General features: G+C 62.6%; 24 protein-coding genes, 1 tRNA gene and 3 pseudogenes. 22 read left to right on the top strand and 6 right to left on the bottom strand.

All coding sequences use genetic code 11. The features are described 5' to 3' along the window. Nucleotides 1–23 precede the first annotated feature (23 nt). On the bottom strand, nt 24–773 hold the full coding sequence (locus SKA58_RS14260) for an alpha/beta fold hydrolase (RefSeq protein WP_037543671.1): 750 nt from the start codon (nt 771–773) through the stop codon (nt 24–26). Between the two features lie 476 nt (nt 774–1,249). Here SKA58_RS14260 and thiL point away from each other — a divergent pair, with 476 nt between their 5' ends. The 18 genes from thiL to SKA58_RS19555 all read left to right on the top strand — a co-directional run bounded on the left by thiL (nt 1,250) and on the right by SKA58_RS19555 (nt 18,302). After that, nucleotides 1,250–2,161 (top strand): thiamine-phosphate kinase, encoded by a 912-nt coding sequence (thiL, locus tag SKA58_RS14255; protein WP_009823167.1) that lies wholly within the window; start codon nt 1,250–1,252, stop codon nt 2,159–2,161. Between the two features lie 441 nt (nt 2,162–2,602). Continuing rightward, a complete protein-coding gene (locus SKA58_RS14250) occupies nt 2,603–4,726 on the top strand; it encodes a sodium-translocating pyrophosphatase (protein WP_009823165.1) in 2,124 nt (707 codons plus the stop codon). Nucleotides 4,727–4,882: 156 nt separating this feature from the next. Next, nucleotides 4,883–6,007, top strand: a complete 1,125-nt coding sequence (locus SKA58_RS14245) for an 8-amino-7-oxononanoate synthase (protein ID WP_009823164.1) — start codon at nt 4,883–4,885, stop codon at nt 6,005–6,007. Next, a complete protein-coding gene (bioD, locus tag SKA58_RS14240; protein ID WP_009823163.1) occupies nt 6,004–6,618 on the top strand; it encodes a dethiobiotin synthase in 615 nt (204 codons plus the stop codon). Before SKA58_RS14245 ends, bioD begins: the two co-directional genes overlap by 4 nt. Nucleotides 6,619–6,724: 106 nt before the next feature. Next, nucleotides 6,725–8,797, top strand: a complete 2,073-nt coding sequence (locus SKA58_RS14235) for a M13 family metallopeptidase (RefSeq protein ID WP_009823162.1) — start codon at nt 6,725–6,727, stop codon at nt 8,795–8,797. A 193-nt stretch (nt 8,798–8,990) separates the two neighbouring features. Next, nucleotides 8,991–9,431 carry a DUF4168 domain-containing protein gene (locus tag SKA58_RS14230; RefSeq protein ID WP_009823161.1) on the top strand — a complete coding sequence of 147 codons (441 nt, stop codon included), beginning with the start codon at nt 8,991–8,993 and terminating at the stop codon, nt 9,429–9,431. A gap of 142 nt (nt 9,432–9,573) precedes the next feature. Continuing rightward, entirely contained in the window at nt 9,574–11,385 is a 1,812-nt protein-coding gene (locus SKA58_RS14225; RefSeq protein WP_198005975.1) for a cation:proton antiporter, read from the top strand. Next, entirely contained in the window at nt 11,382–12,029 is a 648-nt protein-coding gene (locus SKA58_RS14220; protein ID WP_009823159.1) for an OmpA family protein, read from the top strand. The genes SKA58_RS14225 and SKA58_RS14220 overlap by 4 nt, the downstream gene beginning before the upstream one ends. 32 nt (nt 12,030–12,061) lie before the next feature. Beyond that, nucleotides 12,062–13,351: an adenosylmethionine--8-amino-7-oxononanoate transaminase gene (locus SKA58_RS14215; protein WP_009823158.1), complete on the top strand. Its 1,290-nt coding sequence runs from the start codon at nt 12,062–12,064 to the stop codon at nt 13,349–13,351. A gap of 59 nt (nt 13,352–13,410) precedes the next feature. Beyond that, nucleotides 13,411–13,629, top strand: coding sequence for a translation initiation factor IF-1 (infA, locus tag SKA58_RS14210; RefSeq protein WP_003049127.1), 219 nt, complete (start codon nt 13,411–13,413; stop codon nt 13,627–13,629). A gap of 12 nt (nt 13,630–13,641) precedes the next feature. Continuing rightward, nucleotides 13,642–14,214 carry a Maf family protein gene (locus tag SKA58_RS14205; protein ID WP_037543225.1) on the top strand — a complete coding sequence of 191 codons (573 nt, stop codon included), beginning with the start codon at nt 13,642–13,644 and terminating at the stop codon, nt 14,212–14,214. An 8-nt stretch (nt 14,215–14,222) separates the two neighbouring features. Then, complete coding sequence (locus SKA58_RS14200) at nt 14,223–15,212, top strand: hypothetical protein (protein WP_009823156.1); 990 nt, start codon at nt 14,223–14,225, stop codon at nt 15,210–15,212. Continuing rightward, nucleotides 15,202–15,396: a DNA gyrase inhibitor YacG gene (locus SKA58_RS14195; protein WP_037543222.1), complete on the top strand. Its 195-nt coding sequence runs from the start codon at nt 15,202–15,204 to the stop codon at nt 15,394–15,396. The genes SKA58_RS14200 and SKA58_RS14195 overlap by 11 nt, the downstream gene beginning before the upstream one ends. A 48-nt stretch (nt 15,397–15,444) precedes the next feature. Further along, nucleotides 15,445–15,520 (top strand) — tRNA-Phe (locus tag SKA58_RS14190). A gap of 173 nt (nt 15,521–15,693) precedes the next feature. Next, a complete protein-coding gene (locus SKA58_RS14185) occupies nt 15,694–16,914 on the top strand; it encodes a tyrosine-type recombinase/integrase (protein ID WP_037543221.1) in 1,221 nt (406 codons plus the stop codon). A 201-nt stretch (nt 16,915–17,115) separates the two neighbouring features. Further along, nucleotides 17,116–17,220, top strand: a complete 105-nt coding sequence (locus SKA58_RS20360) for a hypothetical protein (RefSeq protein WP_232209435.1) — start codon at nt 17,116–17,118, stop codon at nt 17,218–17,220. 79 nt (nt 17,221–17,299) lie between these two features. Then, the gene (locus SKA58_RS14175; RefSeq protein ID WP_009823152.1) at nt 17,300–17,713 is read left to right on the top strand and encodes a type II TA system antitoxin MqsA family protein; all 414 of its coding nucleotides are present in this window, start codon (nt 17,300–17,302) and stop codon (nt 17,711–17,713) included. A 295-nt stretch (nt 17,714–18,008) separates the two neighbouring features. Further along, complete coding sequence (locus SKA58_RS19555) at nt 18,009–18,302, top strand: helix-turn-helix domain-containing protein (RefSeq protein ID WP_083784911.1); 294 nt, start codon at nt 18,009–18,011, stop codon at nt 18,300–18,302. Here the strand turns inward: SKA58_RS19555 and tnpC (SKA58_RS19550) are convergent. Beyond that, nucleotides 18,250–19,017: pseudogene (tnpC, locus tag SKA58_RS19550) on the bottom strand (IS66 family transposase); the annotation flags it as partial. The gene SKA58_RS19555 and the pseudogene tnpC (SKA58_RS19550) sit on opposite strands and share 53 nt — an antisense overlap. 64 nt (nt 19,018–19,081) lie before the next feature. Between tnpC (SKA58_RS19550) and SKA58_RS14160 the strand changes: the two are divergent. After that, nucleotides 19,082–20,208 (top strand): IS3 family transposase gene (locus tag SKA58_RS14160; protein ID WP_115288562.1). Its coding sequence is split into 2 segments (ribosomal slippage): nt 19,082–19,313 and nt 19,313–20,208, totalling 1,128 coding nucleotides; the frame shifts between segments, so codons are not numbered across the junction. 35 nt (nt 20,209–20,243) lie between these two features. Here SKA58_RS14160 and tnpC (SKA58_RS14155) read toward each other — a convergent pair. The 3 genes and pseudogenes from tnpC (SKA58_RS14155) to tnpA all read right to left on the bottom strand — a co-directional run. After that, nucleotides 20,244–21,035 (bottom strand): annotated as a pseudogene (tnpC, locus tag SKA58_RS14155) (IS66 family transposase); the annotation flags it as partial. A gap of 60 nt (nt 21,036–21,095) precedes the next feature. Then, nucleotides 21,096–21,443, bottom strand: a complete 348-nt coding sequence (tnpB, locus tag SKA58_RS14150) for an IS66 family insertion sequence element accessory protein TnpB (protein ID WP_009823147.1) — start codon at nt 21,441–21,443, stop codon at nt 21,096–21,098. Further along, nucleotides 21,440–21,823 (bottom strand): IS66-like element accessory protein TnpA, encoded by a 384-nt coding sequence (gene tnpA / locus SKA58_RS14145; RefSeq protein WP_037543215.1) that lies wholly within the window; start codon nt 21,821–21,823, stop codon nt 21,440–21,442. Before tnpA ends, tnpB (SKA58_RS14150) begins: the two co-directional genes overlap by 4 nt. Nucleotides 21,824–21,991: 168 nt before the next feature. Between tnpA and SKA58_RS14140 the strand changes: the two genes are divergently transcribed. The 3 genes and pseudogenes from SKA58_RS14140 to SKA58_RS14130 all read left to right on the top strand — a co-directional run. After that, nucleotides 21,992–22,330: a transposase gene (locus tag SKA58_RS14140; RefSeq protein ID WP_037543664.1), complete on the top strand. Its 339-nt coding sequence runs from the start codon at nt 21,992–21,994 to the stop codon at nt 22,328–22,330. Further along, on the top strand, nt 22,327–22,683 hold the full coding sequence (gene tnpB / locus SKA58_RS14135) for an IS66 family insertion sequence element accessory protein TnpB (protein ID WP_009823144.1): 357 nt from the start codon (nt 22,327–22,329) through the stop codon (nt 22,681–22,683). Before SKA58_RS14140 ends, tnpB (SKA58_RS14135) begins: the two co-directional genes overlap by 4 nt. A 100-nt stretch (nt 22,684–22,783) precedes the next feature. Beyond that, nucleotides 22,784–23,473: pseudogene (locus tag SKA58_RS14130) on the top strand (IS66 family transposase); the annotation flags it as partial. 101 nt (nt 23,474–23,574) lie between these two features. Here the strand turns inward: SKA58_RS14130 and istB are convergent. After that, the gene (gene istB, locus SKA58_RS14125) at nt 23,575–24,399 is read right to left on the bottom strand and encodes an IS21-like element helper ATPase IstB (RefSeq protein WP_083784919.1); all 825 of its coding nucleotides are present in this window, start codon (nt 24,397–24,399) and stop codon (nt 23,575–23,577) included. Nucleotides 24,400–24,418: the final 19 nt, after the last annotated feature.

Raw genomic sequence — 24,418 nt, 5'->3', positions numbered from 1 at the left:
CGGCTCTCGCCGATGACGCCGCCTCAGCCGCGCGTCGTTTCCAGTGCCCTGGCGACGGCCAATATGCCTTCGGGCGAGGCCGCGAAGCCCATATGGGTGCAATCGACCTCAATTGCGGCGTCCCGTTCCCCTGCGCGTCCCCTGGCGCATTCAGGCAGGATCACTCCATCGCGACGGGACCATAAAGCGACCGTGGGGACAGGCGGCTTGTCTTCACGCTTACAGGGGAAAGGCGGGCGATCGACAGGGAAGCCCGACACCAGCTGATAGAGTCGCCAGGCATGATTGGCGCGCGGATCCCCTGAAAAAGGCGTACCCATCGTCACCACGCCGCCGACCTTTTCCGTCGCGAACTTGGCATATTCCCGCGCGTAAAGACCGCCCAGACTCCAGCCCACCAGCGTCACCGGCGCACCGGTTTCCTCGCGGATCGCATCAACGCGGCGGTCGATCTGCTCCAGGCTGTCAGGGCGCGGCCCCATATTGCGGCCCATGCCCCAGTCATGCGCCTGATAGCCGCCAGCGGTCAAAATATCGCGCAGCCATCCCATGCGCCGTTCCGAAGCCATCAGGCCGGGGATCAGCAGCACATGCCGCCCGTCGCCCCTGATCCGACCCGCCAGCGCAGCAGCCTGCGCCTGCGTTCGTTTGAGGTCGAACGGCAGCGACAAATTGCCGAGCAGATGGTTGAGCGATGGCAATTCGGCCGGACGCGGTCCGTCCGCCAGACGGTCCTTCCAGAAATTGCTGACAGCATAAACGTAAGGCGGCACAGAGATAACATTCCAGAAAAGGGCGACTGCCCGAAACATGACATTATCGTGACAAACGCCGCTGCCGTCCATCAGTTTCATCGCTTGCGACCAACGGTTTGCCTCAGCCTTGGGCGAGCCCACAGGGGGCAGGGTTCCTTCGGGCAACGCTCCAGGCCATCGCCGCGCCGCCCGCTGAGGCGAAAGGACCAAGAAACAGCGCCAACTCCATCATAACACCGGTCGCCGTCCAGCGACGAAATATAAGCAACCGGGTGAGGCGAGGATTTGCAGCTTTGCGAGTAATTCGGGCCGGTGATCGATGATCAGGAGCACGCATCCTGGGGACAAGGGTCCGCTTGGTCCAGGGAAGGGCGTCATTATCGTCACGCTTCACAACGCTGCCACCAACAGTTTGAAAGCCTCCATCCAGCGCATCCCCCGCTCGCCCTTTCCGCCATGGTCTTGTCCGCGCCCATGCCTTAGAAAGCGAGGCCATGTCCGATGAATATGCATTCCTGAAAATGTTACGAAGTCGTATCGTTCATGACGGCGCGCGCGGTTTATTCGATGACGTGGCTGTGTTGCCCGTGGGCGACTCGCGCCTTGTCCTCACCAGCGACACGATCGTGGAGGGCGTGCATTATCTACCCGCCGATCCGCCCGCCGATATCGGCTGGAAACTGGCGGCGGTCAATCTGTCGGACCTCGCGGCCAAGGGCGCGCGGCCGGTGGGCTGTATGCTCAATTATGCGCTGTCGGGCGATGCGGCATGGGACGCAGCCTTTCTGGATGGGCTGCACGATGCGCTGGACCGCCACGCCATGCCGCTGCTGGGGGGTGATACGGTCAGGATGCCGGCGGGATCGGCGCGCAGTTACAGCCTTACGGCCATGGGTGAAGCGACAGGTGCCACGCCCAGTCGCTCCGGCGCGCAGGCTGGTGATCGTCTTTTCGTAACAGGGCCGGTCGGCGATGCGGGCATTGGCCTTGAATTGGCCCGCTCTGATCCAACCGCGTCCGGACCGCTGGTCGACGCCTATCGCCGGCCCCGCCCGCGTCTGGCCGAAGGGACATTGCTCGCCCCGTTTGCAACCGCGATGATGGACCTGTCGGACGGTCTGCTGATCGACGCGGCGCGTATGGCGCAGGCCAGCGATGTCGCCATTACCATCGATCATGTCCCGCTGTCGCTGGCGCTCGAAAAAGCGCGCGGGGCGAGCACTGCCGTCCAGATTGCGGCCGCACGAGCGGGCGATGACTATGAACTGCTCTTCGCCCTGCCGCGTGGCGCTACGCCTCCTGTGCGCGCCATTCCCATCGGCTATGTGTCGGCCGGCGCAGGCCTGACGCTGATGATCGACGGCGCGGCGGTGCCTCTGCCTGGACGGCTAGGATGGGAACATTGACCTAACTCAGGTCAATGGTCCGTTTGAAGCTGCCGACGCGGTCATCTGCGCCGGCGTGGGGTCGCGCTTTTCCGGGCTATCCTTGTGTTGCTGCCACTCTTTGGCGCAGGCTTTGCGCTATTTACCAAGCATCAGGTCGATATGGCGACCGGTGAGACGAGCGTGCGGGAAGACCCGATTGCGCCTGAACCCTGATACGGCAGTTTCGCCTGCGCCCTTCTTCCCGTCCATCTTGACGCGCGCCATCGCGCCTGTAGCTTGATCGCCGCCTATTCCTCAGCCCGTTGGAAGGCACGTGCCATGCGTGACGCCCGATGCTGATTGACGCGGAGCCCGACGCCGAACCCGTTTCGTCCGGCCGCCCGCCCTTGCGCCCTTCGTTCGCCCGTCATTCCCTGCGGAGCGGCCGATGACAGCAACAACAGGGGGAGAGGATCAAGCATGGAGATAGTCTTTATCGCCATAGGATGCGGCCTGTTGGCCGTGCTCTACGGCCTTTTCACCGCGCGGCAGGTGCTGGCCGCGTCACCGGGAGACGCCACGATGCAGGCGATCGCCGGCGCGATACAGGAAGGAGCGAAGGCCTATCTGGGGCGGCAATATAGCACCATTGCTGTTGTCGGCATCGTTGTCGCGGTGCTGGTCGCGCTGTTTCTTGGGCTGACGTCCGCCATCGGATTTCTGATCGGCGCGATCCTGTCTGGCGCGGCCGGTTTCATCGGCATGACCATTTCGGTGCGCGCCAATGTCCGCACCGCCGAAGCGGCGCGTACGTCCTTGCAGAGCGGCCTGACCGTCGCCTTTCGCGCGGGTGCGATCACCGGCATGCTGGTGGCGGGCCTGGCGCTGCTGGCGATCAGCGGCTTTTTCTGGTTCCTGACCGGGCCGGCGGGCCATGCGCCCGACGACCGGTTGGTCATTGATTCGCTGGTCGCGCTGGCCTTTGGCGCGTCGCTCATTTCCATCTTCGCGCGGTTGGGCGGCGGCATCTTCACCAAGGCGGCCGATGTCGGCGCGGACCTGGTGGGCAAGGTGGAAGCGGGCATTCCCGAGGATGATCCACGCAACCCCGCCGTCATCGCGGACAATGTCGGCGACAATGTGGGCGATTGCGCCGGCATGGCGGCCGACCTGTTCGAAACCTATGTCGTCACCGTTGGCGCGACCATGGTCCTGACCGCGCTGCTGGTGACGGGCGTGGACAATGGCTTCCTCATGAAGCTGATGGGCCTGCCGCTCATCGTCGGGGGGCTGTGCATCATCACGTCGATCATTGGCACCTATATGGTGCGGCTGGGACGGTCCCAGTCGATCATGGGCGCGCTCTACAAGGGCTTCTGGACCACCGCCATCCTATCGATTCCGGCTATTTACCTGGCGACCAACTGGGTGCTGGGCGATATGACTACGGTGTTCGGCGCCGATCTGGATGGCGTGGGCGGTTATAGCGGCATGGCGCTGTTCTGGTCGATGATGGTCGGGCTGGGCGTCACCGCGCTGATCGTGTGGATCACCGAATATTATACCGGCACCAATTACCGCCCGGTCCGATCCATCGCCAGGGCGTCGGAAACCGGCCACGGCACCAATGTCATTCAGGGGCTGGCGGTCAGCCTGGAGGCGACCGCGCTGCCGACCCTGGTGATCGTCGTCGGCATCATCCTGGCCTATCAGGCGGCGGGCCTCATCGGCATTGCCTTTGCCGCGACCGCGATGCTGGCGCTGGCGGGTATGGTGGTGGCGCTCGACGCCTATGGCCCTGTCACCGACAATGCCGGTGGCATCGCCGAAATGAGCCATATGGACGAAACGGTGCGGGTGAGGACCGACGCGCTGGACGCAGTCGGCAACACGACCAAGGCGGTGACGAAGGGCTATGCGATCGGGTCCGCCGGGCTTGCCGCGCTGGTGCTGTTCGGCGCCTATACCGAAGATCTGAAATTTTATAATTCAGCGCTGGGCCTGACCGCGCCGGTCGATTTCAGCCTGTCCAATCCCTATGTGATCGTCGGGCTGCTGCTGGGCGCATTGATGCCCTATCTGTTTGGCGCGATGGGGATGACCGCCGTCGGCCGCGCGGCGGGCCATGTGGTGAAGGATGTGCGCCACCAGTTCGCCACCGACCATGGCATATTGCGTGGCGAATCGCGGCCCAACTATGCGCGCACCGTGGACTTGGTCACACGCGCCGCCATCCGCGAGATGATCGTGCCGTCTCTGCTGCCGGTGCTGGCCCCGATCGTCGTCTATTTCGCGATCGCGGCGGTGGCGGGCATTGCCAATGGCTTTGCCGCGCTGGGCGCGCTGTTGCTCGGGGTGATCGTGTCAGGGCTGTTTGTCGCCTTGTCGATGACGTCGGGTGGCGGCGCATGGGACAATGCCAAGAAATATATCGAGGATGGCAATCATGGCGGCAAAGGCAGCTTCGCTCATCTGGCCGCAGTGACCGGCGACACGGTGGGCGATCCCTACAAGGACACCGCTGGCCCGGCGGTCAACCCTATGATCAAGATTACCAACATCGTCGCGCTGCTGCTGCTCGCGGCGCTGGCGCATGGGGGATGATCGGATAGGCTGACTGGCAATCGCCGGTATTTGCTGAATGTGCCGGCCCCTTGCACTGACGGGGCCGGCACGTTTTTATGGCAGGACGCGCACCCTTGCTGCATCTGCGCAGCGGCTTGCTTGCCCCCCTTTCCGGGCGCGCCTATAGCCCGCGCCATGACTGCCGAACCCTTCCGGTCCCAGCTTGCCGCGCTGGAACAGCGCGGGCGCCTGCGCCGGCTTTCACCCCGCGCCGGGCGCGATTTTGCGTCCAACGATTATCTTGGCCTGGCTGGCGATCCGATGATCGCGCAGGCCGTGGCCGATGCGGTCGCGCGCGGCGTGCCGCTGGGGTCGGGCGGATCGCGTCTGCTGCGCGGCAATGCGCCCGAACATGAAGGGCTGGAGGCGAAGGCGGCTGACTTTTTCCGTACCCAGGCTTCCTTGTTCCTGGCCAATGGCTATGTGGCCAATCTGACGCTCCTGTCCGCCCTGCCGCAGCGCGGCGACCTGATCGTGGCGGACGAACTGGTGCATGCCAGCGTCCATGACGGCATCCGCATGAGCAAGGCGAGCGCGGTGTTCGCGCGCCATAATGATGTGCAGAGCTTTGCCGACCTGATCGCCGCCTTCCGCGCAGAAGGGGGCAAGGGCCGGGTGTGGATCGCGGTGGAAACGCTTTATTCGATGGACGGCGACATGGCGCCGCTGGCCGACTTGGCCAAGCTCGCCGCCCGGCATGAGGCGATGCTGCTACTGGATGAAGCGCATGGCACCGGCGTGTTCGGCCCATCGGGCCGGGGGCTGTCGGCGGGGCTGGACGGGCTGCACAATGTGGTGACGCTCCACACTTGCGGCAAGGCGATGGGGGCGGAGGGCGCACTGATCTGTGGCCCGCGCATCCTGATCGACTATTTGGTCAATCGCGCCCGGCCCTTCATTTATTCGACCGCGCCTTCGCCACTGATGGCGGTCGCCGCCGCCGCCGCGCTTGACCGGATCGAGGCAGCGGACAATCGCCGCGACCGGCTTTCCACGCTGCGCCAGGATGCCGCCGAAGCGATTTGCGCGCCGCTCGGCCTGCCGCGCCCCCGCAGCCAGATCATCCCGGTCATTCTTGAAGATGACGCCCGCACCATGGCGACGGCCGCCGCCTTGCAGGAAGCCGGATTCGACGTCCGCGGCATTCGCCCGCCCACGGTGCCGGCGGGCACCAGCCGATTGCGCATTTCGCTTAGCCTCAATGTCGGTCGCAACGATGTGCTGGCGCTGGGGGATGTATTGCGGGGCCAGATGCGATGACCGTTTTTGTCGTCACGGGAACGGATACCGGCATCGGCAAGACGGTGTTCGCCGCTGGGCTGGCCGGCGCGCTGGGCGCCTGTTACTGGAAGCCGATCCAGGCCGGCGTCGATCCGGAAGGGGACAAGGAAACAGTCGCCGCCCTGTCCGGCCTGCCTGCCGAGCGCATCTTGCCCGAAGCCTATCGCCTCGCCACGCCCGCCTCCCCACATTTGGCCGCACGGATCGACGGGGTCGACATCCGGCTCGACCGGCTGGCACTGCCGCGCGTCGATGGGCCACTGGTGGTCGAGGGGGCAGGCGGGCTGATGGTGCCGATCAGCGAGACGATGCTGATGATCGACCTGTTTGCCCATTGGGGCCAACCGGTCATCCTGTGCGCGCGCACCGCGCTTGGCGCCATCAACCACAGTCTGCTCAGCATCGAGGCGTTGCGCGCCCGCGACGTGCCGATCGCAGGCATTGCCTTCATTGGCGACGAACATGCCGAAAATGAGCGGATCATTCCCGCGCTGGCCAAGGTGCCGGCGCTGGGCCGATTGCCGATGCTGGCCGAAATGACCCCGGACGCGCTGGCGCACGCCTTTGCTCGGCACATCAACCTGCCATAATTTTCGACCAACGACATGGACAAGCCTGTTGCACGGGCGTTCAAGTCCCGCTCATGCCGGGTGTGCCACAGGCGCGCCCAGTCTATGCCAAGCAAGGGACGCTTTGATGACCAAATTCATTCTGGGGGCCGCCGTCAGCGCGCTCGCCCTGGCCGCGACTGCGGCCCATGCCGATCAGCCCGCGACTGCGGCCCATGCCGATCAACCCGCGACGCCGGCCACGGCATCGTCCACCACCGCGAAGCCGACTTATGGCAGCTATGGCTTTGACGAAAGCGGCATGGATATGTCCGTGAAGCCGGGCGACGATTTCTATGATTATGCCAATGGCACCTGGGCGAAGAACACGCCGATACCGGCTGACAAGTCCAATTATGGCGCCTTCAATATTCTGGATGACCTGTCGCGCGAGCGGACCAAGGGCATATTGGAAAGCGCGCAGACCGATCCCAACAGCAAGATCGGCAACGCCTATGCCGCCTATATGGACAAGGCCGCGGTCGAGGCGAAGGGCATGGCGCCGATCAAGCCCTGGCTTGCCGAAATCTCGGCGGTGAAGGATCGCGCAGCCTATGCCAAGGTCGCGGCGAAAGCAGCGCGCGCCGGCATTCGCGGCCCGTTCCGCTTCTATGTCGGGCAGGATGACAAGGACCCCGAAACCTATATCCTCTCGATGATGCAGGGGGGGCTGGGCCTGCCCGATCGCGACTATTATCTCGACCAGAGTGAGAAGATGGCCGCGATCCGCACCGCCTATGTCGCGCATCTGGAAAAGATGCTGACCCTGGCCGGCCAGAGCGACGCCAAGGCGCGCGCCGCCGCGCTCATGGCGTTCGAGACGGAAATCGCCAAGGTCCATTGGACCCAGATCGACAGTCGCGACGCCGACAAGACCTATAACAAGATGACGCTGGCGCAACTGGAGCAGGCGGCGCCCGGCTTCGATTTCGCGAGCTATTATGCGGCGAACAATCTTGAGCCCGCGAGCCTGCTGGTCGCGCAGCCCAGCGCCATCACCGGCGAAGCGGCACTGATCGCCAAGGCACCGATGCAGGTGCTCAAGGACGGGCTGCTTCTGTCCAGCCTGCATGCCTATGCTGATTATCTGCCGGACACCGTCGCTGACGCGGACTTTGCCTTCTATGGCACCACCCTGTCGGGCACGCCCGAGCGCGAGGAACGCTGGAAGCGCGGCGTCACCTTCCTCAAGGAATCACTGGGCGAGGAAGTCGGCAAAATCTACGTCGCCAAATATTTTCCGCCCGAAACCAAGGCGGCGATGGACGACCTCGTCAAGAACATACTTGCCGCCATGGGCCGCCGCATCGACGCGCTGCCCTGGATGAGCGACACGGCCAAGGCGCGTGCGCACAAGAAGCTGGCCGCCTTCACGCCCAAGATCGGCTATCCCGACAAATGGCGCGATTATACCGGGCTTGAGATCAAGCGCGACGACCTGCTGGGCAATGCGATGCGGTCCAACGCGTTCGAGTTCGACTATAATATCGGCAAGCTCGGCAAGCCCATCTATCGCTGGGAATGGGGCATGACGCCGATGGAGATCAATGCCTATGCCAATTTCGGCATGGTGGAGATCGTCTTCCCGGCTGCCATCCTGCAACCGCCCTTCTTTGATCCCAAGGCGGACCCGGCTGTCAATTATGGTGGCATTGGCGCGGTCATCGGCCATGAGCTCAGCCATCATTTCGATGATCAGGGCGCGAAATATGATGAAACTGGCAAGCTCAACCAGTGGTGGACCGATCAGGATGTCGCCAATTTCAAGGCGCTGACCGACAAGCTGGTCAAACAATATGACGCCTATGAACCGTTCCCAGGCGCGCATGTGAAGGGCGCGTTCACGCTCGGCGAGAATATTGGCGATCTGGGCGGCCTGGCGGTCGCGCTTGACGCCTATCATGCCTCGCTGGGTGGCAAAAAGGCGCCTGTGATCGACGGCATGACCGGCGATCAGCGCTTCTTCCTTGGCTGGGCACAGGTATGGCGGCGCAATTATCGTGAAGCCAATCTGCGCCAGCGGCTGGTGACCGATCCGCACGCGCCGTCGCAATATCGCACTGACATCGTGCGCAATTTCGACGCCTGGTATGACGCGTTCAAGCCGGCACCTAATGGGAAAATCTATCTGTCGCCCGAAAATCGGGTGAAGATCTGGTGAGAATAGAGACGGCCGGCGGAGAAATTCGCCGGCCTACTCAATTATTGATCGCCGACAGCCCGTGATTAAAAACGGGTCGGGCGAATGGAACCGGCCAGTCGTCTATCAGATGGCTCGATTCATCCAATAAGGTCTTCCCACTTCTGCACGGGCTGCCCATTTTGTTTGGGTAACACGACGCAGGAGATCGAAGATGAAGGGTCTGATTGAATCCCGTTTGACTAAGGTTGGCCTTGTTTCGGCTGCCTTCCTGGCCACCACCCCGCTCTATGCGCAGATGAGTCCGGCCGCCCCCGCAGAGCCGGCAGCGCCAGCGGCGACCCCTGCACCGGCTGCAGGGGCCAGCAACTTCACGGATGCCGAGATCAAGCAATTTGCTGCGGCGGCTGTCGAAGTCACGAAAATTCAGCAGGACAGCACAATTTCGGCGGCGGACAAGCAGCCTAAAATGTTGGCTGTGGTGCAGTCGTCCGGTCTTCCGCCCGAAAAATTCAACCAGATCGGGCAGGCCGCAGCAGCCGATCCGGCGCTTCAACAACGTATCCAGGCGTCGGCTCCTGCCGCGCCCGCTGCCCCGGCAAGTCCCGGCGCCGCTCCGATGCAGCCCGCTGATCCGGCCCAGCCACCTCAGTAAACTATCGACGACCTACCTTAAGATTGGGCGGTTTCCGGAAGGAAGCCGCCCTTTCGTGTATCTAAAGCAAAAAATTGGTTCCCTTCCCGAACGAAAATATCGGGGGTGACGACGGCGATCCACTCTGACTATGCTCCGCCTCATGCATGACCAGGCCCTATCCATTGCGTTGATCGGAATTTTCGGCATCGGCGCGCAATGGATTGCCTGGCGCACTGGTTGGCCCGCCATCGCGCTGATGCTGGCGGCCGGTGTCATCAGCGGGCCGGTGCTGCATCTTATCAATCCCGAACATGTGTTTGGCGAACTGCTGGAACCGATGGTGTCGGTGGCCGTCGCGTTGATCCTGTTCGAAGGGGGATTGAGCCTCAATTTCCGCGAATTGCGCAAAACCGATGGCGCGGTTACGCGGCTGGTACTGTTGGGCGCGCCGATCGGATGGATATTGGGCGCGGTCGCCTGTTTTTATGTCGCGGGTCTGGTCTGGCCGGTCGCGATATTGTTTGCCGGCATTTTGGTGGTGACAGGGCCGACGGTCGTCCTGCCACTGCTGCGCCAGTCCAACGTCGCGGCGCGACCGCGCGCAATCCTGAAATGGGAAGCGATCGTCAACGATCCGGTCGGCGCGCTACTCGGCGTCGTGACCTATGAATATCTGCGGCGCGCAGGTGAAGGAGGCTCGCTCGCCTCGGTGATCTTTGCGCTCGTCGCGGCGGCGGTGGTTGCGGGCCTGATCGGCTGGCTGGCGGCGAAGGCTTTGGGATGGGCATTCCCGCGTGGCCATGTGCCTGAATATCTAAAGGCGCCTGTTCTGCTGGTCGCGGTAATTGGCGTGTTTGTCCTGTCCAACGCAATCCAGCAGGAAACCGGACTGCTGGCAGTTACGGTGATGGGCGTGGCGCTGGCCAATATGCGGCTCGATTCGCTGCGCGATATTCAGCCGTTCAAAGAAAATGTCACTGTCCTGCTCATATCGGGCGTGTTCGTCATCCTGTCCGCCTCCCTGGATTTCGAGGCGCTGCGCCAGTTCGAATGGCGTTTTCTGGCCTTCTTGTTGGTGCTGATGTTCCTGGTGCGACCTGCGACGGTGCTGATCAGCCTGGCCTTTACCAAGGTGCCCTGGAACGAGCGGTTGCTGGTGGCGTGGATCGCGCCGCGCGGTATCGTGGCGGTTGCCATTTCCGGCCTGTTCGCGCTGCGGCTGGACCGGTTGGGCTATAGTGACGGGTCGATCCTGGTGACCCTGTCCTTTGCGGTGGTGGTAGCGACGATCCTGTTCCACGGCTTTTCGATCCGCCCGGTGGCGCGATTGCTCAAGGTGACGGGCGGGGCCGAGCGCGGCCTGCTGATCGTCGGCGCAACACCGTTCAGCTTGGAATTGGCGACGCAGTTGCGGCAGCTGGAGGTGCCGGTGACGATCGCGGACAATAGCTGGCAGCGTCTGTCCCCCGCGCGTCATGCCGGCATTCCGACCTATCATGGCGAGATATTGTCGGAGGCGACCGACGAGCGCCTGGACCTCGCCCAGTTCCAGGTGCTGGCCGCGACGACTGACAATGAAGCCTATAACGCGCTTGTCTGTACCGAGTTTGCGCCTGAGATCGGCCGGGACAATGTGTATCAACTGGGCGACGCCAGCAATGACGAGGACCCGCGCGCCTTGCCCGAATCGCTGCGCGGCCGTGCGCTGTTTTCCGCCGGGCATGGCGTGGAGGACATCATCCAGCGCGAGGAGCAGGGCTGGACCTTCCGCAAGACGCGCATCAGCGAGCAGTTCGATTTCGATGCGGCGAAAGCGTCCTTGTCCGAAGGCGGTGACATGCTGCTGCTGCTGCGGAAAAGCGGCGCGCTGCGCTTCTTCACCCATGCGTCACGGCCGACGCCGCAACCGGGCGACACCATTCTGACCTATGTGCCGCCGTCCAAGCCGAAGCCGAAAGGAGAGGATGAATGACGAAACTGGCTCCAGCCCTCCTGCTGCTGGGCGCATTATGTGCCTGTCAGCCGCCCGAGGCGAATGATCCAGCCAATGGGACCAATGTTGCGGTCGACGATGCCGACAATGCGGTTTCGGTGATGGCGGGTGCCAATGAAAGCGCCAATGCCGCAGAACCGCAGCGATCCATCCTGCGTCCCGAAGTGGCCGAGCCCGAAGAGCCGCCCAAGATCGAGCCGGCGCAGGCTGTGATCGGCTTTGGCGAAACGCCGATGAAGTTGGATGACGCGGCCCGGCAGGCGCTTGACGCGCTGATCGCCACACCGGCGATGAAGGCGGGCGGCCCCATAACCTTGCGTGGTCATAGCGATTCGCGCGGGGCCGATGGCGACAACAAGGTCGCCTCAGCCAAGCGGGCGGAACTGGTGCGCGACTATCTGGTCGAAAAGGGCGTGGCCAAGGACCGCATCACCCTCATCGCCATTGGCGAAGGCCGGCCGGTTGCGCCCAATGTTCGGGAGGACGGCAGCGACGATCCTGAAGGTCAGGCGAAGAACCGCCGCGTGGACGTGACGGTCGCCCTGCCAACGGTGATGGTCCCGCCGCCGGTCGCGCCCAACGCCGCCGACCCTGCGGCCAAAGCTGCGCCCAAGTCGCAATAGTCTTTATCAGGACCTTGGATTAAGGGGCGTCCATGACCTCTCCTGTCTGGCACCCCTTTTTCCAGCATGGCCTCAACGAAGCCATCCCCCATGTAGTTCGCGCCGAAGGGGCGCTGCTGCATCTGGCGGATGGTTCGACTTTGATCGACGCCATTTCCAGCTGGTGGGTGACGACGCACGGTCATTGCCATCCCCGCATCGCCGCAGCCATCGCGCAGCAGGCCGGAACGCTCGATCAACTGATCTTTGCCGGCTATACTCACGAACCGGCTGAAGAGGTCGCGCGGGGCCTGATCGCGCTGGCGCCCCGTGCGGATAACCAGCCGAAACTGGCGCACGTCTTCTATTCCGACAGCGGCTCCACGGCGGTCGAAGTCGCGCTCAAGATGGCGCTTGGCTATTGGCATAATCTGGCACTGGATGGCCTGGCGCAGCCGCGCAGCCGCATCCTCGTACTGGAACATAGCTATCATGGCGACACCATCGGCGCGATGTCGGTGGGGGAGCGGGGCGTCTACAATGCTGCCTGGACGCCGCTGCTGTTTGATGTCGACACCATCCCCTTTCCCGCTCCAGGACGGGAACAGGCGTGCCTAGATGCGCTGGAGGCGGCCTGCGCCCGGCATCCCGCGGGCTTTGTCATTGAGCCGTTGATCCTAGGGGCAGGCGGCATGTTCGTTTATTCCGCCGACGTCTTGCGAGAGATGGCGGCCATTTGTCGTCGCCACGGTGTCCTGTTCATCGCTGACGAGGTAATGACGGGGTGGGGGCGGACCGGGACGATCTTCGCCTGCGAGCAGGCCGGGGTCGTTCCGGACATCATGGCGGTGGCGAAGGGAATCACGGGCGGGGCCATTCCGCTGGCGGCGACGCTGGCTACCGCACCGATTTTCGAGGCGCACCGATCGACCGATCGCGCGCGGCTGTTCTACCATTCGTCGAGCTACACCGCCAACCCGATCGCCTGCGCCGCAGCGGTCGCCAATCTGGCGATCTGGCGCGAGGAGGATGTGCTGGGGCGGATCAAGCAGTTAGCGCAAACCATGGCCGATCGACTCGCGACCCTTGCGTGCAGTCCCGCCTTCGCCAATCCGCGTCAGGCGGGCACGATCGTCGCGATCGACCTAGTAACGCCGGATGCGGGATATCTGTCGGATCTGGCGCCCCGCCTGCGTGCTTTCTTTCAGGACCGCGGCCTCTTGCTTCGGCCGCTGGGCAACACCATTTACCTGATGCCGCCATATTGTCTCGATGCTCAACAGCTCGATAGGATTTTCGCGGCCCTGCATGCGGCCGGCGAAAAATTCGGTTTGCACGCCTGACTTTCATTTTGCACCGTTTAACGCTATGGCGGCGCGATTTTTCGCATATCCGGGATATTATGGCCAAAGAAGAACTGCTTGAAATGCGCGGACAGGTTGTGGAGCTTCTCCCCAACGCCATGTTCCGCGTGCGGCTGGAAAATGATCACGAAATTCTCGGTCACACGGCCGGCAAGATGCGCAAGAACCGCATCCGCGTGCTCGTGGGTGACGAAGTGCTCGTCGAACTCACACCCTACGACCTGACCAAGGGTCGGATCACCTACCGCTTCAAATAAGCCGCAGACACGATGCGGCTCATCCTTGCTTCGGCTTCCCCCAGACGGCGTGACCTTCTGGGGCAAATCGGCGTTGTCCCTGATGCGGTGGACCCTGCCGATATTGACGAAACCCCTCATAAGGCGGAATTGCCCGCGGTCTATGCTGCGCGCGTGGCGGCCGAAAAAGGCGCTTTGGTCGCCGGTCGCCATGCTGGCGCGCTTGTCTTGTCGGGCGACACGGTCGTGGCGGCGGGGCGACGCATCCTGCCCAAGGCCGAGGCGAAAGATGAGGCGCGCGCATGCCTCAGCCTGCTTTCGGGGCGGCGGCATCGCGTGTTCAGCGCCATAACGCTGATCGATGGCAAGGGCGTGGCGCGCCATCGCCTGTCGATCAATATCGTGACGTTCAAGCCCTTGGACCGCTCCGAGATCGATGCGTATATCGCCAGTGATGAATGGCGGGGCAAGGCGGGCGGCTATGCGATCCAGGGGCGGGCCGCTGGACTGATCCGCGCGATCCAGGGTAGCCATAGCGCAATCATGGGCTTGCCGCTTTATGAAACCCGCGCGCTGCTGAAAGCCGCGGGCTATTCTCTCGACTAGGACAGACAATGGCCGAATGGCTTTATGAAGAAGGAATTGGCGAAGCGCGGGCCGGGCTGATCGAGCATGGTCGGCTGGTCGAGGCGCTGGTCGAGCGGGAGACCGAGGCGGCGCGCGCGGGGGCGGTGGTGCAGGGGCGGCTGATCGCCACGCTAATTCCGAAGAAGCGCGGAGTCGTGCGGCTGCTGTCGGGTGAGGAAGCGCTGCTGGAGCCGATTCCGCCGCGTCTGGCCGAAGGCGCCACTGTGCTGGTCGAAATCCTGCGCGAGGCGATTGCCGAGGAGGGGCGGCCCAAACGCGCCAAGGCCCGCGTTGCGCCGCCCGGCGTCAAACCGCACCCCGGCCCCAGCCTGCTCCAGCGCATTCGCGCGACCGGCGTCCCCGTCGTGCCATGCCCGGCGCATGAAGAGGACCGTCTGGAAGCGCATGGCTGGAGCGAATTGATGGAGGAGGCCATGAGCGGGGAGGTGGGCACCGAAGCGGCTGCCCTGCGCCTCTATCTGACGCCCGCCATGCTTTTGATCGATGTTGATGGGTCCTTGCCCCCAGCGCAGCTCGGCCCCAAGGGCGCCAAACTGGCAGCGCAGACCATTCGCCGCATGGGATTGAGCGGATCGATCGGCATTGATCTGCCGACGATGAACAACAAGGACGAGCGGATGATCGCCGCCGCCCAGATCGACAAATATCTTCCTCTCCCGTTCGAGCGGACGGCGGTGAATGGCTTTGGCTTCCTGCAGATCATCCGCCGTCGGGAGCGAGCGAACCTGATGGAATTGCTGCTGGACAACGTCGTATTGACGGCCGCGCTTGCCTTGCTGCGGCGGGCCGAGCGACACGGGACGGGCGGTGCGGCGACGCTGATCGCTGCGCCCGCCGTTATCGACCTGCTGCGCCAGCGCCCCGACTGGATCGATCTGCTCGCGCGGCGGCGCGGCGGAGAGGTGGGCTTGCGCGCTGATCCGGCCCTGACCATATCCGGTGGCCATGTCGCCTAAACCCGCCACTTGCCCCGTCTGCGCTGCGCCTTCTCGGCCAGAAAGCCGTCCCTTTTGCAGTGCCGCCTGCCGGGATCGGGATCTGTTGCAATGGCTGGGCGAAGGCTATCGCGTCGCTGGTCCTCCTGCCAACGATATGCAGCAAAAAAACCGCGAGGAAGGGCTGGACAGCCCCTTCGATTGACGCCTATAGGCACGCCTCCAATCGGCGGACGCTTCGCCGAAACCCCGTGCCCGGGTAGCTCAGTTGGTAGAGCATGCGACTGAAAATCGCAGTGTCGGCGGTTCGACTCCGTCCCCGGGCACCATTTGTTCTTTTTTCCTTATCCAGCAGCATCCAGAGCCGTCCAGAAAATGGCGGAAAACGTGGGTTTTTGACTAACCCATCGTCCCCCTACGTCCCCGGGGGTGCACTGGCAGCCACCCCTCGGTGATGGTATTTTGATGGTATTCCGAAAAATACCATCATGGAGATACCATCATGGCGCTCACCGTCACGGCAATAAACGCTGCAAAATCAAGGGATAAGCCCTATAAATTGGCCGATGGCTTGGGGCTATATCTCCTGGTTGCACCAACTGGTGGCCGCCTCTGGCGGATGAACTATCGGTTTCTCGGCCAGCAGAAGACGCTTTCCCTTGGCAGCTATCCGGAAGTGTCTCTCGCGAAGGCTCGCGAGAAGAGAACAGCGGCGCGGGAAGCGCTGGCAGATGGACAAGACCCGATTGAAGTTCGGAAGGCCAAGGTTCGTGAGGCGAAGGCCAAATCGGAAGAGACCTTCAAGGCGATAGCCGATGAATGGCTTGCCCGCCTTGAGATCGAGGGGCGTGCGCCCAAGACGCTCCAGAAGATGCGCTGGCTGCTCGACCTCGCCTATCCGCTCATTGGCAACCGGCCCATCGCAGATCTCACTGCACCCGAATTGCTGGAAGTCCTCCGGACGGTTGAGGTGCGCGGGCGGTATGAGACGGCCAACCGCCTCCGCAGCACCTTCGGCACGATCTTTCGCTACGCGATCGTGACCGGGCGCGCACAACGGGATGTGGCCGTCGACCTTCGCGGCGCGTTGATAACGCCGAAGCCGCAACACCGGGCGGCGATCCTGGAGCCCAAGGCGCTTGGTAGTCTCCTTCGCGCAGTCGATGCCCATGACGGCCAGCCCACCGTGCGAACCGCGCTGAAGATGCTGCCGCATATGTTTCCTCGACCCGGCGAACTCCGGATGGCCGAATGGAAGGAATTCGATTTCGAGGCGGCCGTCTGGACCATACCGGCGGCGAAGACGAAGATGCGTCGCCCCCATAAGGTGCCGCTCACACAGCAGACCCTGGAGATGCTGGCCGAGTTGGAACCGATTACCGGCGGCGGCAAATATCTCTTCCCCAGCGTTCGTTCCGCTGATCGACCGATTACCGACAATACTCTCAATGCCGCGCTGCGACGGCTCGGGTTCGGGAAAGACGAGGTGACGGCTCATGGGTTCCGGGCCACCGCCAGCACGCTTCTGAACGAAATGGGCAAGTGGCATCCGGACGCCATCGAGCGCCAGTTGGCCCATGTGGAATCCAATGATGTTCGGCGAGCCTATGCGCGCGGCACTCACTGGGATGAGCGCGTCAGGATGATGCGGCACTGGTCGAACTACCTTGATGGCTTGCAGGCCGGCGGGAAGGTCCTGAAGGCAAATTTTAGGCGAGAGTAGATTGCTGGCTCCATGTCCGATTGATCGGATATCCCTTACCTTGCAAAATTAACCTTTAAGGTGTATATCGGCGATGGCGATCAAGCGCAGGCCGCATCATGATCTTGAGGCGGTAAAATCGAAGTTCGCCCGAGTGGAAACGCTGGAGGCAACGCGCAGCTATTATGAGCGCGAGCCTTAGGCTATTCGCTCGACGACATCGTGGAGGCGGTTCAAGCGCTCGAAACCGGCGATTTTGTGAAGTCGGAGACGGCGCATAGTCCGCCGAACTCGAAGATATGGCACGACACCTACAACCTGCCGTAGGATGATCGCTGACCCTATCTGAAGTTCGCCGGCGAAACGCTGATCGATGTTGTGCTTACGTCCTTCAACGAGGCCGACAATGACTGAAACACGCGTTCATCCCGAGACGGGCAAGACCTTGCGCCGTGATGTCCGAAAGCAAGTCGTGGCTTTCGGTTCTTTGTCGCGCGCAGTGGATGTGCCCGGCTGGTATCCTGACGATGAAAGTGATTCCATCCACAGCGGTGAAGATCTCGCCGAGTCTGACCGAGCGTTCCGCGATCTGAAGGCTGCCTATGGTGCCCATGTTCGGAGGATCAGGAAGGACAAGCTGAAACTGACACAAGAGGAGGCGGGACGCCTGATCGGCGGCGGGCGCCGCGCGTTCCAAAAATATGAGAGCGGCTCCACACCGCCTAGTGATGCTGCTGTGGGCCTGATCGAATTGCTCGATCGCCACCCGGAGGAGGTGGAGTTTTTGCGTTCCATTCGTTCGACAGCGCAAGCGGCCTGAAGCGTCAAAGGGGGATACAGTCCGCTTAAGTCAGCAGCGAGCGCAGTGCCGATTCAGGTCCGGGCTTACACCACCACGCGACGATCTCAACCAGCACCGGGCTGAGAAACTCATCAAAGCCCAGTTTGCTCTGCGCTGGCGCGTGTTTCTCGTGGGTTTCTCTGCCCTCGAGGTTATGTGGCAAATCGCATAATAGCAAGTTATGCAGATTAGCACATAAAGGGGCTTTATGCTAAAAACAGCATATTCATGAGTTATGCGATTTGAAGCATAATGACCGTCAGGAGATTAGCTAATGTCCCATATTGCGCGATCACCCAAGCAACTCGGCGCCGCCATCCACCGTGCGCGCAAGCAAAACGGTATGAGCCAGACGGAACTGGGCCGCCTGGCAGGCCTGCGGCAGGAACTGGTCTCCAAGATTGAGACCGGACAAGAAGGCACCCGGTTATCCTCGATTTATGCGCTCTTCGCCGCTCTCGATCTGGAAATGGTCATCGATCAGAGGTCCGTAAGCGTGGGCTGGAGACCGCAGATCAGGCGGCTGCGGCGATCGGTTGCTGATCGGGCCGCCAGTTCCACGGCATGAGTTCATCCCAGCGGGCAGCAGGCCATTCGTCCGCGATCTTGGCGATGACGTCGGCGATATATGCCTGTGGTTCGAGGCCATTGAGTTTGGCGCTCTCGATGACGGAATAGACGGCAGCGGCGCGATCACCGCCGGCCTTTGACCCGGCAAACAGCCAGTTTTTACGGCCCAGGGCCACGCACCGCATGGCGCGCTCCGCGATGTTGTTGTCGATTTCCAGGCGCCCATCGTCGAGGAAGCGCGTCAGCGCGACCCAGCGCTTGCGGCCATAGGCGATCGCCTTGGCCATCTCGGACTTGGGCGAGAGACGGCGCAGGGCATCGTCGAGTGCCTGGCGCAGCTCGTCGATCAATGGCTGGGTGCGGTCCTGCCGGCTTCGTCGTCGGATCTCGGGTTGCTGGCCTCGAACCTCTGCCTCGATCTCATAGATCTGGCCGATGCGTTCCAGCAGATCAGTGGTGAGCGACGTCGGCTTGGTGGCGTGGATGTCGAATATCTTTCGCCGGAAATGCGCCCAGCAAGCAACCTCGGTGACGCGGTTCGTGTCGTAGAGCTTGTCATAACCGGCATAGCCGTCGGCCTGGAGATAGCCGGTGAAGTTGGCCAGCTGCCGCTGGGGATGCGCGCCGGTGCGATCGGTGGTGAACTCATACCAGACCAGCGACGGGGTCGTGGCACCGGAGCCACGATCATCGACGGCGTAAGCCCAGAGCCTGGACTTGTAACGGTTTTGCGCCGGTCACCTGAGCGATTAGAGCTCGCAACAGGAGACCGACGAGATGATCAAGCATACAGAAGAGTTCAAGCAAGAGGCGGTACGGATCGCGCTGACCAGCGGGTTGCCGCGCGATCGGGTTGCATCGGATTTGGGGATAGGGAAGTCGACGCTGGGCAAGTGGGTATCGCAGTATCGGCCCAGTGATCTGGTTTCAGCGCCGCAGGCAGATCTGGCGCGTGAGAATGAACGCCTTCGCCTTGAGAACCGTGTGCTGCGGGAGGAGAGGGAAGTGCTAAAAAAGGCCACGCAGTTCTTCGCGAGCCAAAGGCCGTGAAGTTCGCATTTGTGCATAGCTGGCGGCACCGGTGGCCCGTTGAACTGCTCTGCCGTGTCATGGATGTCAGTGAACGCGGCTATCGTTCCTGGCGCTCGCGCCCGATCAGCAGGCGGGAGCGGACAGATATGAAAGTGCTGGCCCATATCCGGGAACAGTACAGGCTGAGCCTTGGCAGCTACGGCCGTCCTCGCATGACGATGGAGTTGAAGGAGGTAGGGCTCGATGTTGGCGAGCGCCGGGTCGGGCGGCTGATGAAGATCAACGGGATCAAGCCAGTCCGCACGCGCAAGCACAAGGTTACGACTGACAGCCACCATCGCCTGGGTGTCGCAGCGAACTGGCTGGACGGCGATTTTGCCGCAGATGCGCCCAACCGTAAATGGGCCGGCGACATCACCTATATCTGGACGTCCGAAGGCTGGCTCTACCTTGCCGTCATTCTCGATCTGCATAGCCGTCGCGTCGTAGGCTGGGCAGTCAGCGACAGGATGAAGAAAGACCTGGCGATCAGGGCGCTGGATATGGCGGTGCGCCTGCGCCAGCCTCCCGAGGGCTGCCTTTTCCATTCGGATCGCGGTAGCCAATATTGCTCCTACGACTATCAGAAAAAGCTGCAGGCCTATGGCCTGCGTCCATCAATGAGCGGCAAGGGAAATTGCTACGACAATGCGTCCGTCGAGACCTTCTTCAAATCCCTGAAGGCGGAACTCATCTGGCGGCAGAGCTGGCCGACGCGGCGTCAGGCAGAAGCCGCCATCTTTCAGTACATCAATGGCTTCTACAACACCCGTCGCCGCCATTCATATCTAGGCGGCATCAGCCCGCTCGCGTTCGAAGCCAAGGTGGCATAATGAGATAGGTGACCGGCACAAAACCGTTACAAGTCCAGCCTGCCAGTCGCCGTCTTGCCGCGTCCCGGATCAAGCATGGGAACCGGCGTATCGTCGGTATGGATCTTCGAGGCGGTCAAGCCGACCTCGCGAATGCGACTGACGATCGGGTCGAGCAGCACGGATGCCTGTCCCACCCAGCCTGCCAGCGTCGAGCGGTCGATCTCGACCCCCTGCGCAGCCATGATCTCGGCCTGGCGGTAAAGCGGCAGATGATGGTCGAACTTGGAGACGACGACATGGGCCAGCGTGCCGAAGGTCGCCTTGCCGCGCGCTATCGCCTTTACCGGTGCGGGCGCCTGCACGATCTTCTCGCAGGCGCGGCAGCTATACTTGGGGCGGATGGTCCGAACGACGCGCCACTGCACCGGCACGGCATCGAGCATCTCGTCGCTATCCTGCCCCAGCGGCCGCAGCGCACCGCCGCACTCGGGACAGGTGCAGGTGCCCTGCTCGGGTTCTATCCGCTGCTCTTCGCGTGGCAGATGGGCGGGCAGCGCCCGAACAGGCGACGGCCGATCAGCCTGTGCCAGATCGGCTCGACGCGCGGCAGCGACGATGGCCTCGCCTTCGAGTTCTTCGAGCGCCAGTTCAAGCTGGGCGATCTGGGCGTCGAGCTTCTCGGACGACTTGCCAAACTGCATCCGCTTGAGGCGCGCGATCTGCACGCGCAGCGTGTCGATCAGGATGTCACGAGCCGAAATATCGGCGTGGGCGGCCGCCAAAGCAGATTCGAGCTCGGCGATCCGAGCGTCTTTGTCAGCTGTGGAAAGGCCTGCGTCCGACACCGCGATCCTATAGCGGAACAACCGCCACAATGCCAGTAAAAGCGCGGGAAAATGGGCGTTTTACCCCGCGAGTGATGGGGTGAAAGTGCGCTCCGGCCGTCGCCAGTCGATGCCTTCCAATAGCATGGAAAGCTGGGCCGCGGTCATCACCACCGACCCGGCCTTGGTCGATGGCCACACGAACCGGCCCCGGTCCATCCGCTTGGAAAACAGGCACATGCCCTGGCCGTCATACCAAAGCAGCTTGACCAGATCGCCTCGCTTGCCGCGAAAGGCGAACAGCGCGCCGGAATGCGGGCTTTGCTCCAGAACCTGCTGCGTCATCACGGCAAGGCCGTCAAAACCCTTGCGCATGTCTGTCGCGCCGCAGGCCAGGAATATCCGCGTCGATGGCGGCAGCGGGATCATCGCGTCAGGATGCCGATCACCCGCGACAGGGCATCGGCATCGACCGTGGCATCCACGCTTACCCTGATACCCGACGGCAACTCGATGCCAATCACGCCGCCGCTGCGCGCCGCGACCGTTGGGGCGGGTAAGGCTAGCTGCTCGCTGATCTGCACCTCCGCAAATGCCGGCTCGGCCAACTTGCGAACCCCGGCAAGCTCACCGGACATCGCCTGGCGCCGCCAGGTGTAGATCGAGCCGCTGCCGACATCATGGCGTTCACAGGCCGCGCGCACGCAGCCCTCCGGCCCGAATGCATCCCGCAGCACGGCCAGCTTCTGCTCTACCGTCCACCGCCGCCGGCCTGACACACGGCTAACGATCTCTATCCGACTACTCATACGACCGCTCGTATGAGCAGTGTATGCGCTGTTTCCCACCCACCTTGTTCGATGTGGTGATTAGGGCAGACGTTGGTCGGTATGGAAGCCCACAGCCTTACGAGCGCACTGGACACCCACACTGGAGTTGGTCTGGAGCCTGTTCGCCGCCCTGAGGTGCTCCGCAGCATGGCAGGTCGGCGACGGATCTGGACGCTGGAGCAGAAGCTGGCGATAGTCGGGGAGATGGCGCGTTGCGGCAACATCGCCGAGTTCTCCCGCCAGCACGATATTCGCACGTCGTTGCTCTACACTTGGCGCCGGGAGCTGCGCTATGTGTTGGAAGCAGGTCGGGCCACCAGCCATGCGGAGCCGATGTTCGTGCCTGTCATGGCCGACAGTCCCAAGCCATTGTCGAGCGATGTCGCAATAGAGGTTGAGGTGGGAGGCGCCGTCGTTCGGATTGGAGGTACGGCTAAGGCCGATCTGGTGGCAGCAGTGATCCAGGCGTTGCAGGTACAGCGGTGATCGGGATCGGTCCGGGCACGCGGGTCATGGTGGCGACGCGCCCGGTGGATTTCCGCAAAGGGCCTGATGCCCTGGCGGCGCTGGTGAGCGCAGATTATGGCGGCGATGCCTTTTCCGGCGTGATCTATGTCTTTCGGGCCAAGCGTGCCGATCGGATCAAGCTGATCTGGTGGGACGGGACCGGGCTGTGCCTGATGGCGAAGCGTCTGGAGCAAGGCAGCTTCAAGTGGCCTGGCATCCAGGACGGCGTGATGCGTCTTTCCGCCGCCCAGCTAGGCGCGCTTCTGGAGGGATTGGACTGGCGCCGGGTTCATGGCGGCCGTCGACCGCAGGCCCCGCAAATTGCCGGTTGACGGGGCTTTGCCTCACTGATTCATTGTTACCATGCTCATGCAAGCGGACCTGCCAGAAGACATCGACGCGCTTCGCGCGCTCGTCCTGGAGCAGTCCCGGATGCTGGCGGAGGAGCGGGCCGCATCTGAGGTCAGGCTGACAGAACTGGTCGTTGCCAAGGGCGAGGCGGACGCCGAGATCGAGCGCCTTCAGTCGATTATCGATGCCTTCATGCGGCATCGTTTCGGTCGCCGGTCTGAGCAACTCGATGCCGATCAGCTCCAGCTGGGACTGGAGGATGTCGAGATAGCCCTTGGACATGCCCGTGCTGCAAGAGATGCTGTTGCACCGCGTTCCCGCAGCGATCAGCCCCGTAAAACCAACCGCGGCTCCTTGCCCGCGCATCTCGAGCGGATCGAACAGATTGTCGATATTGAGGAGAAGGTCTGCCCTTGCTGCAGCGGGGCGCTTCATCAGATCGGCGAAGATGTTGCCGAGCGGCTAGACGTCGTTCCCACGACCTTCCGCGTGCTGGTGACACGACGCCCGCGTTATGGCTGTCGCTCCTGTGAGGGCGCGATCGTCCAGGCTCCTGCTGCGGCGCGGATAGTCGAAGGCGGGATCCCGACCGAAGCGCTGATCGCCCAGGTGCTGGTATCGAAGTATGCCGATCATGTTCCTTTATACCGACAGGCTCAGATCTACGCCCGGCAGGATATCAAGCTCGATCGCTCCACCCTGGCGGACTGGGTCGGTCGGGCAGCATGGTATTTGCGGCCATTGCGGGACCGTACCCTTGAGGAGTTGCGTGTATAGCGCGACGATCTGGATGAGAGGCGGGCGTCAATCAGGATGAGAACAGATTGTCGCGACTGTTCCTGTTTGGCTGTGTTGATTGACGCTGGCAAGAGCTATTGGGCGGGTTGATTGTCGCGGAGCGACATTTCGTCGACGGCTTTGATTGTCGCGTAGGTTGGTGGTCTGCCGGCCTTTGATTGTCGCTGGATGGCAGCTCGGCGGCGGTAGCTCTCGACGTTCATCTCGAAGATGGTGGCGTGGTGGACAAGGCGATCGACAGCTGCCAGCGTCATGGCAGGATCGGGGAAGATCCTGTTCCATTCGCCGAAGGGCTGGTTTGCCGTGATAAGCATGGACTTGCGTTCGTAGCGGGCACTGATCAGTTCGAACAGAACAGAGGTCTCGGCCTGATCCTTGGCGACGTAGGCCAGATCGTCGAGGATCAGCAGATGATATTTGTCGAGCTTGGTGATGGCAGCTTCGAGCGCGAGTTCGCGACGTGCGACCTGGAGCTTTTGGACAAGGTCAGAAGTGCGGGCGAACAGGACGCGCCAGCCATTTTCGATGAGGGCAAGGCCGATGGCGGCGGCGAGATGGCTCTTTCCTCCGCCCGGCGGCCCGAACAGGATGAGGTTGGCGCCCTGTTCGAGCCATCCATCGCCAGAGCACATCGCGGTCACCTGAGCGCGCGAGATCATCGGCACAGCATCGAAGGCGAAGCTGTCGAGGGTTTTGCCCGCAGGCAACCGGGCATCGCTCAGATGCCGTTCGATCCGACGTCGATCGCGCTCAGCCATTTCATGCTCAGCGATGGCAGCAAGCAGGCGTGCACCAGGCCAGCCCTCCTTGTCAGCCCGTTGCGTGAAGTCGGGCCAGACGACCTTAATCGCGGGCAGACGCAACTCGTTGAGAATGAAGCTCACGCGCTGGGCGTCGATATTATGGGAAGCGTTGCTC

Origin of the sequence: Sphingomonas sp. SKA58 (assembly GCF_000153545.1) — a bacterium.
Classification (GTDB): Bacteria; Pseudomonadota; Alphaproteobacteria; order Sphingomonadales; family Sphingomonadaceae; genus Sphingobium; species Sphingobium soli.
This window is presented reverse-complemented; position numbering and strand designations above follow the sequence as displayed.

What these genes read in the sequence shown, in the direction of transcription:
- SKA58_RS14185 (WP_037543221.1), top strand. Translation starts at nt 15,694, where the DNA reads ATGGCGCTCACCGTCACGGCAATAAACGCTGCAAAATCAAGGGATAAG.
- SKA58_RS14175 (WP_009823152.1), top strand. Translation starts at nt 17,300, where the DNA reads ATGACTGAAACACGCGTTCATCCCGAGACGGGCAAGACCTTGCGCCGT.
- SKA58_RS14200 (WP_009823156.1), top strand. Translation starts at nt 14,223, where the DNA reads ATGGCCGAATGGCTTTATGAAGAAGGAATTGGCGAAGCGCGGGCCGGG.
- tnpA (WP_037543215.1), bottom strand. Translation starts at nt 21,823, where the DNA reads ATGAGTAGTCGGATAGAGATCGTTAGCCGTGTGTCAGGCCGGCGGCGG.
- SKA58_RS19555 (WP_083784911.1), top strand. Translation starts at nt 18,009, where the DNA reads ATGTCCCATATTGCGCGATCACCCAAGCAACTCGGCGCCGCCATCCAC.
- SKA58_RS14245 (WP_009823164.1), top strand. Translation starts at nt 4,883, where the DNA reads ATGACTGCCGAACCCTTCCGGTCCCAGCTTGCCGCGCTGGAACAGCGC.
- bioD (WP_009823163.1), top strand. Translation starts at nt 6,004, where the DNA reads ATGACCGTTTTTGTCGTCACGGGAACGGATACCGGCATCGGCAAGACG.
- infA (WP_003049127.1), top strand. Translation starts at nt 13,411, where the DNA reads ATGGCCAAAGAAGAACTGCTTGAAATGCGCGGACAGGTTGTGGAGCTT.
- SKA58_RS14140 (WP_037543664.1), top strand. Translation starts at nt 21,992, where the DNA reads ATGGCAGGTCGGCGACGGATCTGGACGCTGGAGCAGAAGCTGGCGATA.
- SKA58_RS14215 (WP_009823158.1), top strand. Translation starts at nt 12,062, where the DNA reads ATGACCTCTCCTGTCTGGCACCCCTTTTTCCAGCATGGCCTCAACGAA.
- tnpB (WP_009823147.1), bottom strand. Translation starts at nt 21,443, where the DNA reads ATGATCCCGCTGCCGCCATCGACGCGGATATTCCTGGCCTGCGGCGCG.
- SKA58_RS14220 (WP_009823159.1), top strand. Translation starts at nt 11,382, where the DNA reads ATGACGAAACTGGCTCCAGCCCTCCTGCTGCTGGGCGCATTATGTGCC.
- SKA58_RS14205 (WP_037543225.1), top strand. Translation starts at nt 13,642, where the DNA reads ATGCGGCTCATCCTTGCTTCGGCTTCCCCCAGACGGCGTGACCTTCTG.
- SKA58_RS14195 (WP_037543222.1), top strand. Translation starts at nt 15,202, where the DNA reads ATGTCGCCTAAACCCGCCACTTGCCCCGTCTGCGCTGCGCCTTCTCGG.
- SKA58_RS14230 (WP_009823161.1), top strand. Translation starts at nt 8,991, where the DNA reads ATGAAGGGTCTGATTGAATCCCGTTTGACTAAGGTTGGCCTTGTTTCG.
- SKA58_RS14225 (WP_198005975.1), top strand. Translation starts at nt 9,574, where the DNA reads ATGCATGACCAGGCCCTATCCATTGCGTTGATCGGAATTTTCGGCATC.
- SKA58_RS14235 (WP_009823162.1), top strand. Translation starts at nt 6,725, where the DNA reads ATGACCAAATTCATTCTGGGGGCCGCCGTCAGCGCGCTCGCCCTGGCC.
- thiL (WP_009823167.1), top strand. Translation starts at nt 1,250, where the DNA reads ATGTCCGATGAATATGCATTCCTGAAAATGTTACGAAGTCGTATCGTT.
- SKA58_RS14250 (WP_009823165.1), top strand. Translation starts at nt 2,603, where the DNA reads ATGGAGATAGTCTTTATCGCCATAGGATGCGGCCTGTTGGCCGTGCTC.